The organism is Ralstonia mannitolilytica (assembly GCF_000954135.1).
In the GTDB taxonomy this organism is placed as follows: Bacteria; Pseudomonadota; Gammaproteobacteria; order Burkholderiales; family Burkholderiaceae; genus Ralstonia; species Ralstonia mannitolilytica.
In genome coordinates this window covers 742651-757067 of sequence record NZ_CP010799.1, presented here as the reverse complement: position 1 = coordinate 757067, position 14417 = coordinate 742651, and the positions used below count along the sequence as shown (strand labels likewise).

The 14417-nt window shown below is 62.8% G+C and carries 13 protein-coding genes; 5 read left to right on the top strand and 8 right to left on the bottom strand.

From position 1 onward, the window contains the following. Nucleotides 1–58 precede the first annotated feature (58 nt). From hxsC to dnaA, 7 genes are all read right to left on the bottom strand, one after another. The gene (hxsC, locus tag TK49_RS03620) at nt 59–1213 is read right to left on the bottom strand and encodes a His-Xaa-Ser system radical SAM maturase HxsC (protein ID WP_045785491.1); all 1155 of its coding nucleotides are present in this window, start codon (nt 1211–1213) and stop codon (nt 59–61) included. Next, nucleotides 1207–2667 (bottom strand): His-Xaa-Ser system radical SAM maturase HxsB, encoded by a 1461-nt coding sequence (gene hxsB, locus TK49_RS03615; protein ID WP_045785490.1) that lies wholly within the window; start codon nt 2665–2667, stop codon nt 1207–1209. The genes hxsC and hxsB overlap by 7 nt, the downstream gene beginning before the upstream one ends. Continuing rightward, nucleotides 2664–2954 (bottom strand): His-Xaa-Ser system protein HxsD, encoded by a 291-nt coding sequence (gene hxsD, locus TK49_RS03610; protein WP_045785489.1) that lies wholly within the window; start codon nt 2952–2954, stop codon nt 2664–2666. The genes hxsB and hxsD overlap by 4 nt, the downstream gene beginning before the upstream one ends. A gap of 58 nt (nt 2955–3012) precedes the next feature. Next, nucleotides 3013–3285, bottom strand: coding sequence for a His-Xaa-Ser repeat protein HxsA2 (hxsA2, locus tag TK49_RS03605; protein ID WP_115077066.1), 273 nt, complete (start codon nt 3283–3285; stop codon nt 3013–3015). Nucleotides 3286–3593: 308 nt separating this feature from the next. Beyond that, nucleotides 3594–6122 carry a DNA topoisomerase (ATP-hydrolyzing) subunit B gene (gene gyrB / locus TK49_RS03600; RefSeq protein WP_045785487.1) on the bottom strand — a complete coding sequence of 843 codons (2529 nt, stop codon included), beginning with the start codon at nt 6120–6122 and terminating at the stop codon, nt 3594–3596. A gap of 129 nt (nt 6123–6251) precedes the next feature. Further along, on the bottom strand, nt 6252–7367 hold the full coding sequence (gene dnaN / locus TK49_RS03595; protein WP_045785486.1) for a DNA polymerase III subunit beta: 1116 nt from the start codon (nt 7365–7367) through the stop codon (nt 6252–6254). 278 nt (nt 7368–7645) lie between these two features. Further along, the gene (dnaA, locus tag TK49_RS03590; protein WP_045785485.1) at nt 7646–9238 is read right to left on the bottom strand and encodes a chromosomal replication initiator protein DnaA; all 1593 of its coding nucleotides are present in this window, start codon (nt 9236–9238) and stop codon (nt 7646–7648) included. A gap of 630 nt (nt 9239–9868) precedes the next feature. Here dnaA and rpmH point away from each other — a divergent pair. The 4 genes from rpmH to yidC all read left to right on the top strand — a co-directional run bounded on the left by rpmH (nt 9869) and on the right by yidC (nt 12449). After that, nucleotides 9869–10003: a 50S ribosomal protein L34 gene (gene rpmH, locus TK49_RS03585; RefSeq protein ID WP_003262958.1), complete on the top strand. Its 135-nt coding sequence runs from the start codon at nt 9869–9871 to the stop codon at nt 10001–10003. A 62-nt stretch (nt 10004–10065) separates the two neighbouring features. Continuing rightward, nucleotides 10066–10473 carry a ribonuclease P protein component gene (gene rnpA / locus TK49_RS03580; RefSeq protein ID WP_045787726.1) on the top strand — a complete coding sequence of 136 codons (408 nt, stop codon included), beginning with the start codon at nt 10066–10068 and terminating at the stop codon, nt 10471–10473. Next, entirely contained in the window at nt 10470–10781 is a 312-nt protein-coding gene (gene yidD, locus TK49_RS23965; RefSeq protein ID WP_082076276.1) for a membrane protein insertion efficiency factor YidD, read from the top strand. The genes rnpA and yidD overlap by 4 nt, the downstream gene beginning before the upstream one ends. Nucleotides 10782–10787: 6 nt before the next feature. After that, entirely contained in the window at nt 10788–12449 is a 1662-nt protein-coding gene (yidC, locus tag TK49_RS03575) for a membrane protein insertase YidC (RefSeq protein WP_045785484.1), read from the top strand. 63 nt (nt 12450–12512) lie between these two features. Here the strand turns inward: yidC and TK49_RS03570 are convergent, their stop codons facing one another. Continuing rightward, entirely contained in the window at nt 12513–12911 is a 399-nt protein-coding gene (locus tag TK49_RS03570) for a VOC family protein (RefSeq protein ID WP_045785483.1), read from the bottom strand. 59 nt (nt 12912–12970) lie between these two features. On the opposite strand from TK49_RS03570, the gene mnmE reads away from it, so the two are divergent. Further along, nucleotides 12971–14416, top strand: coding sequence for a tRNA uridine-5-carboxymethylaminomethyl(34) synthesis GTPase MnmE (gene mnmE, locus TK49_RS03565; protein WP_045785482.1), 1446 nt, complete (start codon nt 12971–12973; stop codon nt 14414–14416). The last annotated feature ends 1 nt before the right edge of the window (nt 14417 follow it).

Sequence of the window (14417 nt, the reverse complement as noted above, 5' to 3'; positions counted from 1 at the left end):
CTGCGTCTAACGAGGTGGTCGTGTTGTGGCGGGATGCCCCCGGGTCGCAAAAAGGTGTTCAAGGCGTAAAGGGCTTTAGCGAGGTACTGTACTTGTGCGCAATCCCCGAGGAGAAGAAGCCACCGCAATCACTCTTTCGCCCACACGATACGCACTCTTCAGCATATTCGTTCTTCCAGTCCGAGATGGATTTCACGTAATGCGGCTCAACATCCTGATTGACCAAGCATAACGGGTGGTTGTAAACGGAGGTGTTAATGCCGTAAGTCGATAGGATGCGCACGGCGCCGCTTAATTGGTCTTTGTAGTCGATCGGATCAATCCACAGCGCGTCCAAGTTGGCACGTGTAAAGCCCGTGATCTCTAGGCCCATCAGCGCGACATGGTCTACAAAGAGCAAGTTGCGTGCGATGTACTCGGCTAGTAACGGCAGGCCCTCGACAGTCTGCTTGTGTAAGACAACCCGAATTTCTACTTTCTGGTTGAGCCTCTTGAGGTTGAGGATGCCGCGGATCGTCTCGTCAAACGCCCCCTTGGCTTGGACAACGTAGTCATGACGTCCTGGGTCGGCTGAATAGACCGGAATACCGACCATTAGGTCAGGATGCTCGACGGCGGCATAGGAGCGAGCAAAATTGATGTCTGCAAACGTGCGGCCATTGGAGAGAACGTGCACGGCAGTGTGAGGCAGCCAACTCTTCATGTGCCTCAGCAACTTAATGAAGCCATCTCCGAAGAGTGTAGGTTCGCCGCCCGTAATACCTAGGGACTGTGTATCTCTTGGGAGGAGGCGCACAGCTTCCATCGCTTCATGCAACAGCCAGCTATCGTCGACGCGCTTTGGCGGCTGTGAGCACATCAGACAGTAGTTATTGCACTGCTCGGTAAGCAGCAGACTGTTGTGATGGGAGTTAGCGCGAAACAGCACCCGTACGCGGCCGTCGATAGACAGTGCCAGCACATCTCCATTGTCAAGATAGCGGAACGAGTCCTCCAGTAGCGTGCAGGGTGCATCCGCATCTAGTCCCTGGGGGTCCTGCCCGAACACAAGATAGTGTTTAAAGCCTCGAGGCAACGGGCTATCCCCCTTTGCCAGAAAAGCCTTGTTCTTACGCAGGGGACCCGGCAGGTTCGCGTCCGTGCTTAGGCTGAGGAGCTGACGCGTTGTCGGATGCTTTTGAATGTGGATTACGCGGCCACCGAGAGTCAGCATGGATTCACCCAACGCATGAAGATGGCCTTTGCCTGTTCATCGTCTCGCATGAGCTGCAGCAGGTGTTTAACCGCTCCCATGGTGCGGCGGCAAAACTCGGATTCGGGCTTCCTGCCCAGGACGTCACCGTACATGGCGTGATGGAACACCGGGTCGGCACCGCACCATGGCTCGAACGCGCAATCTGAACACATCGGCGCCGTCAGCGTGAAGGAATCTTCCAAAGCGTCGAGCAAAGCGTCAGAAGTAAAAATGTCTTCGTAGGTGTTCTGATGCACGTTACCAAGTCGGAATGAGGTATCCCCCATCTCACGCAGCATCCGTGCTTCATCCGAGGCATAGACGTCCCCGTCGTAGTTGAATACGACCGCCGCTATCCCAATGCCCGCAGGGTTCATCAAATCAACGAACCCAGGGTCGCCAGAGGTCAGCATCTTTGTGAGCAGCAGCGTCGAGTAGTACTCGGGAAAATGCAGGCCGGACTTATTGAGCTCGAGAATGTAGGCCAAACCCTCCTTGTAGAACTGAAGCCAGCGTTCCGAGTTGTATGCCTGATAGCTCTTTGTCTTTAGAGCGAACCCGTATGGCGACAGATGCCGAAGAAAGATCCCAGACAGACCGAGCCGCACATACTCATCAACGATGTCTTTCACGCGCGACAGGCTGGCTGGCGAGGTGGTCATGAGCGCGGAGACTGCGTCGTAGCCGACAATGTCCCGCGCACGTTGCAGACCCTCGACAAAGCGGGCATGGCTGTCACGCCCAGGGCGTGGCCGGTTTTTGTTATGCAGATCTTCGGGGCCATCAAGCGACGAAGACAGGTAAATGCGGTGATCTCTGCAGTACTCCAGAATTTCCTCTGTGGCCAGAGAGAGGGTGGTTGTAATCACGCACTGCAAGTCTCTGCCTTCCGATCTTGCGCGTGTTTCGGCCTTTTCAACGATGTAGCGGACAAGTTCAAAGTTGAGTAAAGGTTCGCCGCCTTGAAACTCAATCTTGATGGCAGGATTCGGCGAGCGGAAGGTCAGTTCTAGCGCACGGTCCGCCGTCTCCTGTGTCATGTCAAACGCAGCTTTATCTTCTGACTGGCGCGAGACCTGGCAATACTGGCAGCTGTGGTCACAACGTAGTGACACTACGAAGATGTGCAGATTCGTGAAGTTCGCCAGACGACTAAGGCGGGTGCGGGTTTTCAAAGCTAGGAGCTCGAGTGCAGCCTCATCCCCCTCTTCCCGAATGAAGTGCTTGGCGCGCAGCACCGCGTAATCTGGGTCCTCCGGCCCTAGGCGGCGGGCCACAAGGTCCTGGAGCTTGCTGCGTGAGAGGAAGGTGAACTCCCCAACCGCATTGGTCAGTACGACCTCATCGTCAGATATCGACTCGAAGCGCAGAGGTAGCAACTTGTACTGCCCCTTGGCGCTGAGGTAGCTCTCCAGTGGTTCGAACTTGCTCATCCCTGCAGACCCGTCCGAGAGAACGCGTAAGCCAAAATGAGGTCGCGCGTTGGTGCCGTCTCCTCCTTGATTTGGAGGCGCAGCTCTTGATCGAGCAGCTCGCGCTTGAAGTCTGCAAGCAGCGCCCCGGAAGGATCTCCGTCACCTTTGACAAGGGTCATTTCACAAACTAGCTTGTCGCCGTCTTGCGAAATAAGGACCGTCATTCTGTCAATGAAGCGATAGGCCGCCTTCTGGACAGCTTCGAGACGATAAACCGTCTTGTCGAGTTCCAAACGAGTCGACATGCAGCACCCAATAGAAACGGCCCCCTCGTGAGGGGGCCTATTTTCGGAACGATCGGAATCAATAACCCGAATAATGAGACCGGTGGGAAGCGTGCGACGCGTGCGAAGCATGGGACGAATGCCACGCCATCAGCTTGTTGTCCTTCGTGGAGCGCCTAAGCACAAACTTGAAGGCATCGCCTTGGCTGGTGTGGACGGCAATCTGTTCTGAAGGCTGCGTCGCCTGCGGCACCGCGGCAGTCGTTGCGGGCTCGACATTCGCTTGTGGCACTTGGGCAGCAGTAGCAGCGTGCGCAGCAAAACCCGATGCCACGGCGGCGAACGATTTCATGAATCGCTTCATTATCCTCTCCCCATGTTTGTTTTCTGCAGGCTACGGCATGCACCAAAACGGGTAAACCCCCCTGAAGGATTAACCTCACCCATTCCCCAAATTATCTAGACACCGGAATCATGGTGGCCAAAGATCCTACGTGGAGAGATTGGCCAGGATGGCACCCACGATTTTCCCGCGAAGGAATGTCTTACGAGGCCGCGGATACAGCGACCCCTAGATAGGGATGTCGAAATAAAAAGGCCCATAAGTCTCACAACTTATGGGCCAGCTCTCTGAGGTGATGAGGCTAATTACAAACCGCTTTAGACGTCAATATTCCGCGCCACCAACGCATTCGTCTCAATGAAGTTCCGGCGCGGCTCCACGTCGTCGCCCATCAGCGTCGTAAAGATCTGGTCCGCCGCAATGGCGTCTTCAATCTGCACGCGCAGCAGGCGGCGCTGGGTGACGTCCATGGTGGTTTCCCACAGCTGCTCGGGGTTCATTTCGCCCAGGCCCTTGTAGCGCTGGCGGCTCACGCCGCGCTCGGCTTCGCTCAGCAGCCACGTCATGGCGGCGTGGAAGTCAGACACGGGCTGCTCGCGCAGCTTGTCGCCGGTGCCGCGGCGTACCTTGGCGCCTTCGCCAATCAGGCCTTGGAAGGTCTGGGCGGTCTGGGCCAGGGCGGCGTAGTCGGCGCCGGCCACGAAGTCGGCGTCGATGTGGCTGAGGCGCTGGTTGCCGTGCTGGCGGCGCACGACCATCACGCGGTACTTCTCCGTCTTCTCGTCGTACTGCATGAAGGCGTCGGCCGTGGCGCCGCCGTTGGCGTTGCTGGCGTTGCCTTGCATTTCCAGCAGGCGGGCCTTGAGCGCGCGGGCGCTGGCCTCGGCTGCGGCTTCGTTGCTGAGGTCCAGGGCCACGCCTTCGGCAATGGCGCGCAGGGCGTCGGCGTCAATCACGCGAGACAGGCGCTCGATCACGCCGCGGCTGAGCTGGTACTGGCGCGCGAGTTCGGCCAGGGCGTCGCCCGAGATCTCGGTGCCATCGGCACGCACGAGGGCGGCGGTGTCCAGCGCCTGGCGCACGAGGTAGGCGGCCATCTCGTTGTCGTCTTTGATGTAGCGCTCTTCCTTGCCGTGCTTGATCTTGTAGAGCGGCGGCTGGGCGATGTACACGTGGCCGCGCTCGATGATCTCGGGCATCTGGCGGTAGAAGAACGTGAGCAGCAGCGTGCGGATGTGCGAGCCGTCCACGTCAGCATCGGTCATGATGATGATGCGGTGGTAGCGCAGCTTGTCGAGGTTGTAGTCGTCCTTGCCGATGCCGGTGCCCATGGCGGTGATGAGCGTGAGCACTTCCTGGCTGGAGAGCATCTTGTCAAAGCGCGCGCGCTCGACGTTCAGGATCTTGCCCTTGAGCGGCAGGATCGCCTGGAACTTGCGGTCGCGGCCCTGCTTGGCCGATCCACCTGCGGAGTCACCCTCGACGATGAAGAGTTCGCTCAACGCGGGGTCTTTCTCCTGGCAGTCGGCCAGCTTGCCGGGCAGGCCCATGCCGTCGAGCACGCCCTTGCGGCGCGTCATCTCGCGGGCCTTGCGGGCGGCTTCACGCGCGCGGGCGGCTTCAACGATCTTGCCGCAGATGATCTTGGCGTCGTTGGGCGTTTCATCCAGGAACTCGGCCAGCGCCTTGCTGACGATGTCTTCCACCGGCAGGCGCACTTCCGACGAGACGAGCTTGTCCTTGGTCTGCGAGCTGAACTTGGGCTCCGGCACCTTGACGGACAGCACGCAGGTCAGGCCTTCGCGCATGTCGTCGCCCGAGGTCTCGACCTTGGCCTTCTTGGCGATCTCGTTGTCGGTGATGTACTTGTTGATGACGCGCGTCATGGCGGCGCGCAGGCCCGTGAGGTGGGTGCCGCCGTCGCGCTGCGGGATGTTGTTGGTGAAGCAGAGCACCTGCTCGTTGAAGCCGTCGTTCCATTGCATCGACACTTCAACGCCCACGCCGTCTTTCTCGCCTTGGGCGTGGAAGATGGTCGGGTGCAGCACGCTCTTGTTCTTGTTGATGTACTCAACAAAGCCCTTCACGCCGCCCGAGAAGGCGAAGTCTTCTTCCTTGCCAGTGCGCTGGTCGGTCAGCTTGATGTGAACGCCGTTGTTCAGGAACGAGAGCTCGCGGATGCGCTTGGAGAGGATCTCGTAGTGGTATTCGACGTTGGTGAAGATCTCTTCGTCGGCCAGGAAGTGGACTTCGGTGCCGCGCTTGTCGGTGGTGCCCGACACACGCAGCGGCGAGACTTCGACCATCTTGCCGTCCGGCGCTTCCATGGTTTCCAGCAGGCGGTTCTGCGGAATGCCGCGCGCGAAGTCCATCTGGTGGACCTTGCCGTCGCGGCGGATCGTCAGCTTGAGCCACTTCGACAGGCCGTTGACGCAAGACACGCCCACGCCGTGCAGGCCGCCCGAGACCTTGTAGCTGTTCTGGTCGAACTTGCCGCCGGCGTGCAGCTCGGTCATGACGATTTCGGCCGCGCTGCGCTTGGGCTCGTGCTTGTCGTCAAACTTGATGCCGGTCGGGATGCCGCGGCCGTTGTCCACCACCGAGATGGAGTTGTCGGTGTGGATGGTGACGTGGATCTCGGTGCAATGGCCGGCCAGCGCTTCGTCGATGGAGTTGTCCAGCACCTCGAAGACGAGGTGGTGCAGGCCAGTGCCGTCGGACGTGTCGCCGATGTACATGCCCGGCCGCTTGCGTACCGCCTCCAGGCCTTCCAGGATCTGGATCGAGGCGGCGCCGTAGCTGCTGCCGTCGGCGGGGGTGGATTGCGGTTTCTGCTCTTCGGTCATGTCGTTCTGCTCGCTGCCATGGGCGCGGAAATGGTTGTCTCAGCGCACACAGCGGGGTTGCTTAAAAACGGCGAAGGGGCGGATCTTTCCGATCCAGCCCCTCGTCTTGCTTTCGATGGTGCGTCTTCGTCAGATGCGCATCGGCATGACGACGTACTTGAAGGTGTCGTCGTCGGGCAGGGTGATGAGCGCGCTCGAATTGGAGTCGCCCAGGCTCACCTGCACCTTTTCGGCCTTGAGGTTGGCCAGTACGTCCAGCAGGTAGGTGACGTTGAAACCGATGTCGAGCGCGTCGCCCTGGTAGTCGATTTCGAGTTCTTCCTGCGCTTCTTCCTGGTCAGCGTTGGTGGAGCTGATCTTGAGGACGTTGGTGTCGAGCATGCAGCGCACGCCCTTGAACTTGTCGGTCGTCAGAATGGCCGTGCGTTGCAGGGCGCTCTGCAGAAACGCGCGGTCGATCGTGAAGCTGTTGCGGTAACCCTTCGGGATCACGCGCTGGAAATCCGGGAACTTGCCTTCGACCAGCTTGGAGATCAGCTCGATGTTGCCGAAGGTGAACTTGACCTGGTTCGACGCCAGTTGCACCGAGACGGGATCGTCCACGTCTTCGAGCAAACGTTGGAGTTCGAGAATCGTCTTGCGCGGGATGATGACTTCGTGCCGGCCGCCGGCGCCTGCCGGTTGCTCGCCGGTCTCGACGCCGCAGTAGGCCAGCCGGTGGCCATCGGTGGCGACGGCCATGACCTGCTTGCCGTCAACCACCAGCAGCATGCCGTTGAGGTAGTAGCGGATGTCCTGCTGGGCCATCGCGAAGTGCACCATCGCCAGCAGGTGCTTGAGCGTCTTCTGCGGCAGCGTGATGCGTGCGCCGAAATCGGTGGCTTCGGCCACGGTCGGGAATTCTTCGGCCGCCAGCGTCTGCAGCGCAAAGCGGCTCTTGCCCGATTGCACCGTCATGCGCTTGTCGTTGAGCGTGAGCGCCACTTCGCCGTCGGGCATTGCACGCAGGATGTCGACGAGCTTGCGGGCGGCCACGGTGGTGGCGATGTCGCCGGCGCCGGCGCCGCAATCGGCGTGCGTGGTGATCTGGATTTCGATGTCGGTGGACAGGAAGGAAACCCGTTCACCCTTCTTGGTGATGAGCAGATTGGCCAGGATGGGCAGCGTGTGACGGCGTTCCACGATGCCGCTCACGATTTGCAGCGGACGCAGCAGGTTGTCTCGCGAGGTTTTGACCAATTGCATGAAGGCGATCCTTGCAGTTTGAGGTGGCACCGCGCGCGCCCCTCATGGCGTGTGCCTGCAGGAGCATTTGCGATTGACCCCCAAAGTCTTTGTAAATCAAGGGGTTAATCACAAATTATACCGCAAAGAAGGGAGCGCTGGATAGCGTCGCGCGCGCGGCAAATACGGCTATTGTGCATGAAAAGACGCCCGCATTCGAGCGGGCGTCTGCATGCGGCCAATTCTGTGCAGATGGCGCTGCCATGCGCTTTGGTGGCATGCGGCAGCGCGATGCGCCGTCAACCCTTGAGCGTTTGCTCCAGCACGTGCAGCTCGTGGTTGAGCTGGGCGTCCTTGGTGCGCTCGTCGGCGATCTTGCGCACGGCGTGCAGCACCGTGGTGTGGTCGCGCCCGCCGAACAGTTCGCCAATCTCGGGCAGGCTCTTCTGCGTGAGCTCCTTGGCCAGATACATGGCGATCTGGCGCGGGCGCGCGATGTTGGCCGGCCGCTTCTTGGAGTACATGTCCGCGACCTTGATGTTGTAGAAATCCGCGCAGGTCTTCTGGATGTTCTCTACCGAAATCTGGCGGTTCTGCACGGTCAGCAGGTCCTTGAGCGCCTCGCGCGTGACCTCGATCGTGATTTCTTTGCCGTGGAAGTTCGAGTACGCCAGGATCTTGCGCAGCGCGCCTTCGAGCTCGCGCACGTTCGAGCGCAGATGCTTGGCGACGAAGAAGGCCACCTCTTCCGGCACGGTCACGTTCTCGGCCTGTGCCTTCTTCATCAGAATCGCCACGCGCATTTCCAGCTCGGGCGGCTCGATGGCGACCGTGAGGCCGGAGTCGAAGCGCGAGATCAGGCGGTCATCGATGCCGGTGATCTCCTTCGGATACGTATCGCTGGTGATGATGACCTGCGCGCGGTTGGCGATCAGCGCCTCGAACGCGTAGAAGAATTCTTCCTGCGTGCGGTTCTTGCCCGAGAAGAACTGGATGTCATCGATCAGCAGCAGGTCCAGCGAGTGGTAGTAGCGCTTGAAATCATCAAACGCCTTGCGCTGGTAAGCCTTCACTACGTCGGAAACGTACTGTTCTGCGTGGATGTAGCGGATGCGCGCACGCGGATTCTCCATCAGCATGAAGTTGCCGATGGCATGGATCAAGTGCGTCTTGCCCAGGCCCACGCCGCCGTACAGGTACAGCGGGTTGTACGACTTGCCGGGGTTGTTGGCGACCTGGATGGCCGCTGCGCGCGCCAGCTGGTTGGCCTTGCCGGTGACGAAGTTGTCGAACGTGAGGATCGGGTTCAGGCGCGAGCGCTCGTGCACGGTGTCGTCCACGGGCGCCTGCGGCGGCGTGGCCAGGCCCAGGTTGGGCGCCACCGCCGGGGCAGCCGGCGGCATGCGGTATGACTGGGCGCTGGCCTCGGCGGCATCCATGACCGGCACGTCGATGTCGGCTACGGCGTGGCTGGCCGTGGCGAGCGCGGTTTCGCGGTACATGGCGGGCGCGGGGCGCATGGCCGCCGCGTCGTGCGTGATGCCGGCGGCAGGCATCGCCTGCGCCGGTTGAATCGATTGCGCCGCCTGCGGCTGCATGGGCACCGGTGCCAGCGCCGGCTGCAGGGCCGCCTGGCGCTGGCCGGCCGTCGGGTCGAGCACGAACTGCACGTCGACGGGCATCTCCCAGTAGTCGCACGCGAGCGACTGGATGCGGCCCGAGAACTGGCTCTTGACCCAGTCGAGCTTGAAACGGTTGGGCGCGGCAATCCGCAGCATGCACGCCTGCTCGTCGAATGACAGCGGCGTCAGCGGCTTGATCCACGTCTTGAATTGTTGCGGCGTCAACTCACTCTCGAGCTGGGCAGACGCCGCGTGCCAGAAATCCTGCATCGTTATCGTTAGGTGTTTGACCGGCGCCACACGCATCGCCCCAGGCGATGCCCCCGTGAGGGCCGACCGCCGGGCCTTGGCGCAGGCCAGAAACCGGGCGGCTTTCGTTATTGGAACGGGATTGTACCCCCGCCCGAAAGTTATCCACAAAGGATAAGTCTGTGGATAACCTGTGGACCCGCTGTGAGTAGCGGTGGACAACCGATTTTGTGCGTTGGCTGCAAACCCAATGCCGGCAAGGCTTTCCGCAAAGCACACCAAGCCGCACAAGGCGCTGGGGACAACTCGCCCCAAGGTGGATTGTTGGCGTTTGCCGCACGTTATCCCCAATCGGCGAGGGTTGACAGGCGCGGTAAATATCGTTTAAATGGCGGGTTCTGCGATGCGCGGCAGGGGAGCGCACGCTTGTTCGCGTCAGACGCGGCGGCGGGGTCCAACCCGTTGCGCATGATCCGGCGGGGCCCGCAGCTTTGGCCCGCCATGCCGGTGACGCCCAGACCTGAACAACACAGCGCACGGCGGTCTGCGTGGGCGATTTCTCCTACTGAATCGACACCAGGCTGGACGGGGCGACCCTAAGCCCGGCGCGTGCGGCAGCGTCCGCACCACCCATTAACAAGAGAGTGCATCATGAAGCGTACCTATCAACCTTCCGTTACCCGTCGCAAGCGCACCCACGGTTTCCGTGTCCGCATGAAGACCCGTGGTGGCCGTGCCGTGCTGAACGCACGCCGCGCCAAGGGTCGCAAGCGCCTGGCCATCTGACAGTGCCGCGCCCGGGCAGCGGCGTCCGGCTGTTTGCCCATGGCTTCTGCGGCACGCCGGCGATGGGCCCGCACGCCTACCCCAAGGCCGCAAGGCTGACGAAAACGGATGAGTTCTCATCCGTTTTTGCTTTGCGGCCGGTCCGGCGTAGTCGTCACTTCGTGCTGTACGTCCGCGCGAACGGACATCCGCAGGCACGCCTCGGCGTGGTGATCGGGAAGAAGTTTGCGCGCCGCGCCGTCGAGCGCAATCTCATCAAGCGCCAGTGCCGCGAACTCTTCCGCCTGCGGCAGCCCTTGCTGGGCGGGCGTGACGTGCTGATCCGCCTGCAGGCCAAATTCCCCCGCGAAGACACGCCCACCGTGGCGGCCTTCAAGCGCATCTGCCGCGAAGAGCTGTCTCACCTGTTCGATGTTGCGGCACGCCCGCTGCCGGCCCCACCCGCGCCCAGGCCCGGGGGCGACGCATGACGCGCGTGCTGCTGTTCCTGTTGCGCGTGTACAAGGTGGCGTTCAGCCCCTTCGTGGGTGCGCAATGCCGTTTCCTGCCGACCTGCTCGGACTATGCACGCGACGCCGTGCTACTTCATGGGCCCGGCTACGGCAGTTATCTTGCGGCAAAACGTCTATGCCGCTGTCATCCGTTCGCTCAAGGCGGGTATGATCCTGTGCCGCCCGCTGCTGGCGACGCTGTGCCCCGCTCCGATTCCGCATCGACCGACGCGACCGCAGCTGACGCTCACGCTGCGCGGCCGTCGATTCACCTTCCCAGACCGTAATCCGACATGGATATCAAACGCACCATTCTCTGGGTGATCTTCTCGCTGGCGGTTGTCCTGCTGTTCGACAACTGGCAACGCGCGAATGGCCACCAGTCGATGTTCTTCCCGACGCCGCAGACGGCCACGGCGCCTGCCGCCGCGCCGGGCGGCACGCCTGCCGGCGACGTGCCGAAGAGCGCCGCCACCGCGGCGGCAGGTACGCAGGCCGCCCCGGCCACGGGCGCGGCCTCGCAGGCACCGGCTTCGGAAAAGATCGTCATCACGACCGACGTGCTGCGCGCCACCATCGACACGGCGGGCGCGATCGTCAGCAAGCTTGAACTGCTCACGCAGAAGGACCACGACGGCAACCCGGTGGTGCTGTTCGACCGCAGCGTCGAGCGCACGTACCTGGCGCGCTCGGGCCTGATCGGCGGGGATTTCCCGAACCATACGACGGTGTTCGCCGCATCGGCCGGCCCGCGTGACCTGGGCACCGGCAACGATATCTCGATCACACTGACGGCCGACAAGGGCGGTGCGAAGCTCGCCAAGACGTACGTCTTCAAGCGCGGCAGCTACGTGATCGACACGCGCTTCGACGTGACGAACGACGGCACGGCGCCGATCAACCCGACGCTGTACATGGAGCTGGCCCGCGACGGCGGCGCCGTGGAGCAATCGCGCTTCTACAGCACGTTCACCGGCCCGGCCGTCTACACCGACGGCGACAAGTACCACAAGATCAACTTCTCCGACATCGACAAGGGCAAGGCGCACGTGCCGGCCCCGACCGACAGCGGCTGGGTCGCGATGGTGCAGCACTACTTTGCCTCGGCGTGGATTCCGGCGGCGAACGCCAAGCGCGAGTTTTACGTCGACCGCATCGACACGAACTTCTACCGCGTCGGCATGCAGGAGCCGCTGGGCACGGTGGCGCCGGGCGCGAGCGTGTCGGCCACGGCACGCCTGTTTGCCGGTCCGCAGGAAGAGCGCATGCTCGAGGGCATCACGCCGGGCCTGGAACTCGTGAAGGACTACGGCTGGCTGACGATCATCGCCAAGCCGCTGTTCTGGCTGCTCGAGAAGATCCACAAGCTGCTCGGCAACTGGGGCTGGTCGATCGTCGCGCTGACGGTGCTGGTCAAGCTGGTGTTCTTCCCGCTGTCGGCGACGAGCTACCGTTCGATGGCCAAGATGAAGGATCTGCAGCCGCGCATGACGGCCATCCGCGAGCGCCACAAGGGCGACCCGCAGAAGATGAACCAGGAGATGATGACGCTGTACCGCACCGAGAAGGTCAATCCGCTCGGCGGCTGTCTGCCGATCGTGATCCAGATCCCGGTGTTCATCGCGCTGTACTGGGTGCTGCTGTCTTCCGTGGAAATGCGCGGCGCGCCGTGGCTGGGCTGGGTGCATGACCTGGCTGCACCGGACCCGTTCTACATCCTGCCGATCCTGATGGCCGTGTCGATGTTCGTGCAGACCAAGCTGAACCCGACGCCGCCGGACCCCGTGCAGGCCAAGGTGATGATGTTCATGCCGATCGCGTTCTCGGTGATGTTCTTCTTCTTCCCGGCCGGCCTGGTGCTGTACTGGGTGGTGAACAACTGCCTGTCGATCGCGCAGCAGTGGTCGATCAACCGCATGCTGGGCACCAACAAGAAGGCCGCAGCTGCCAAGTAAGGCAGACGCACTGGGCAAAAAGGGCACCTTCGGGTGCCCTTTTTCGTGCGGCTCGGATAGGGTCTATGCGGGTGCGTGGCAGACGGCCTCGATGTTGTGGCCGTCGGGGTCGCGCACGAAGGCGCCGTAGTAGTTCGGGTGGTAGTGCGCCCGTATGCCGGGCGCGCGGTTGCCGGTGCCGCCTGCTGCCAGCGGCGCACGGTGGAGCGCCTCGACCTCGGTGCGCGTGTCCACGCGAAACGCCACGTGCAGCGGCGGCCGGTTCGGCGTCTGGCCCGCCATCGCAGCAGAAATCCAGCACTCCGCCTTGCCCGGTGGGCCGAACCCGGCCACGTCGGTGTGGCCCGTCACGGCGGCAGGAAACTCCAGCACCTTGACGAGGCCGATGGCGCCGAGCGCCGGCCCATAGAACCGTTTGCCGGTCTGGAAGTCCCTGAGGACGACGCCGGTGTGATCGATCATCCGAATCCCCCTGGCTGGAAACTGGCGCGCAACTGCGCGGCTGCCGCACAATACCGCCCATGACTGCCGCTGACCACTCCCCGAACTTGCCGAACGCTTCCGAGCCGCCACGCGCCCCCATCCGCACCATCCCGATCGCGGCGATTGCCACGGCGCCGGGGCGTGGCGGCATCGGCGTGGTGCGCGTATCGGGGCCCGATGTACGCGCTGTCATGCAAGCCGTGTGCGGCCGGCTGCTGACGCCGCGCCAGGCGACCTACCTGCCCTTCCTCGATGCGGACGGCAGCGCCATCGATCGCGGCATCGCGCTGTGGTTTCCCGCGCCGCATTCCTACACGGGCGAAGACGTGCTCGAACTGCAGGGCCACGGCGGCCCGGTGGTGATGCAGCTTTTGCTGCAGCGCTGCCTCGCCGCCGGCCGCGAAATCGGCCTGCGCGTGGCCGAACCCGGCGAATTCACCCGCCGCGCGTTTCTCAACGACAAGATGGACCTCGCGCAGGCCGAGGCCGTGGCCGACCTGATCGAAGCCAGCACCGAAGCCGCCGCGCGCTCGGCAGCGCGCTCGCTTGACGGCGCGTTCTCGCAGGCCGTGCATGCGCTGGTGGAGCGCGTCATTCATCTGCGCATGCTGGTGGAGGCGACGCTGGATTTTCCCGAGGAAGAGATCGACTTTCTGGAAGCCGCCGATGCGCGTGGTCAGCTTGCGGGCATCCGTGCCGCGCTGGACGGCGTGCTGGCGCAGGCGCGGCAGGGTGCGCTGCTGCGCGAGGGGCTGCACGTGGTGCTGGCCGGGCAGCCGAACGTGGGGAAATCGTCGCTGCTCAACGCGCTGGCCGGCGCGGAGCTGGCCATCGTGACGCCCATCGCCGGCACCACGCGCGACAAGGTGCAGCAGACGATCCAGATCGAGGGCATCCCGCTGAACATCGTGGACACAGCCGGACTGCGCGACACCGAGGACGAGGTCGAGCGCATCGGCATCGAGCGCACCTGGGCCGCCATCGCCCGCGCGGACGTCGTGCTGCATCTGCTGGACGCGGCGGACTACCGCGCGAACGGCCTCTCTGCGGAAGACGCCGCCATCGACGCGCGTATCGCCGAACACGTGCCGGCCGGTGTGCCGACGCTGCGCGTCATCAACAAGATCGACCTTTCGGGCGTGGCCGTACCCGGTCGCGTGGATGCGCAGCCGCCGGAAGTGTGGCTATCGGCGCGCAACGGTGTCGGCATCGAATTGCTGCGCGCCGCGCTGCTGGAGATTGCCGGCTGGCAGGGCGGCGGCGAGGGCCTGTACCTGGCGCGCGAACGCCATCTGGCGGCGCTGCGTACGGCCAAGGAACATCTGGCCACCGCGGCCGAGCATGCCGATCAGCAGGCGCAATCGCTGGATTTGTTTGCCGAAGAACTGCGCCTGGCGCAGGAGGCGCTGAACAGCATCACGGGGGCGTTCTCCAGTGATGATTTGCTGGGTGTGATCTTTAGCCGGTTCTGCATCGGCAAGTGAG

Coding starts and splice junctions, on each gene's coding strand:
- rpmH (WP_003262958.1), top strand. CDS start 9,869: ATGAAGCGTACCTATCAACCTTCCGTTACCCGTCGCAAGCGCACCCAC.
- yidD (WP_082076276.1), top strand. CDS start 10,470: ATGACGCGCGTGCTGCTGTTCCTGTTGCGCGTGTACAAGGTGGCGTTC.
- mnmE (WP_045785482.1), top strand. CDS start 12,971: ATGACTGCCGCTGACCACTCCCCGAACTTGCCGAACGCTTCCGAGCCG.
- hxsC (WP_045785491.1), bottom strand. CDS start 1,213: ATGCTGACTCTCGGTGGCCGCGTAATCCACATTCAAAAGCATCCGACA.
- hxsB (WP_045785490.1), bottom strand. CDS start 2,667: ATGAGCAAGTTCGAACCACTGGAGAGCTACCTCAGCGCCAAGGGGCAG.
- gyrB (WP_045785487.1), bottom strand. CDS start 6,122: ATGACCGAAGAGCAGAAACCGCAATCCACCCCCGCCGACGGCAGCAGC.
- yidC (WP_045785484.1), top strand. CDS start 10,788: ATGGATATCAAACGCACCATTCTCTGGGTGATCTTCTCGCTGGCGGTT.
- dnaA (WP_045785485.1), bottom strand. CDS start 9,238: ATGCAGGATTTCTGGCACGCGGCGTCTGCCCAGCTCGAGAGTGAGTTG.
- rnpA (WP_045787726.1), top strand. CDS start 10,066: ATGGGCCCGCACGCCTACCCCAAGGCCGCAAGGCTGACGAAAACGGAT.
- hxsD (WP_045785489.1), bottom strand. CDS start 2,954: ATGTCGACTCGTTTGGAACTCGACAAGACGGTTTATCGTCTCGAAGCT.
- dnaN (WP_045785486.1), bottom strand. CDS start 7,367: ATGCAATTGGTCAAAACCTCGCGAGACAACCTGCTGCGTCCGCTGCAA.
- TK49_RS03570 (WP_045785483.1), bottom strand. CDS start 12,911: ATGATCGATCACACCGGCGTCGTCCTCAGGGACTTCCAGACCGGCAAA.
- hxsA2 (WP_115077066.1), bottom strand. CDS start 3,285: ATGAAATCGTTCGCCGCCGTGGCATCGGGTTTTGCTGCGCACGCTGCT.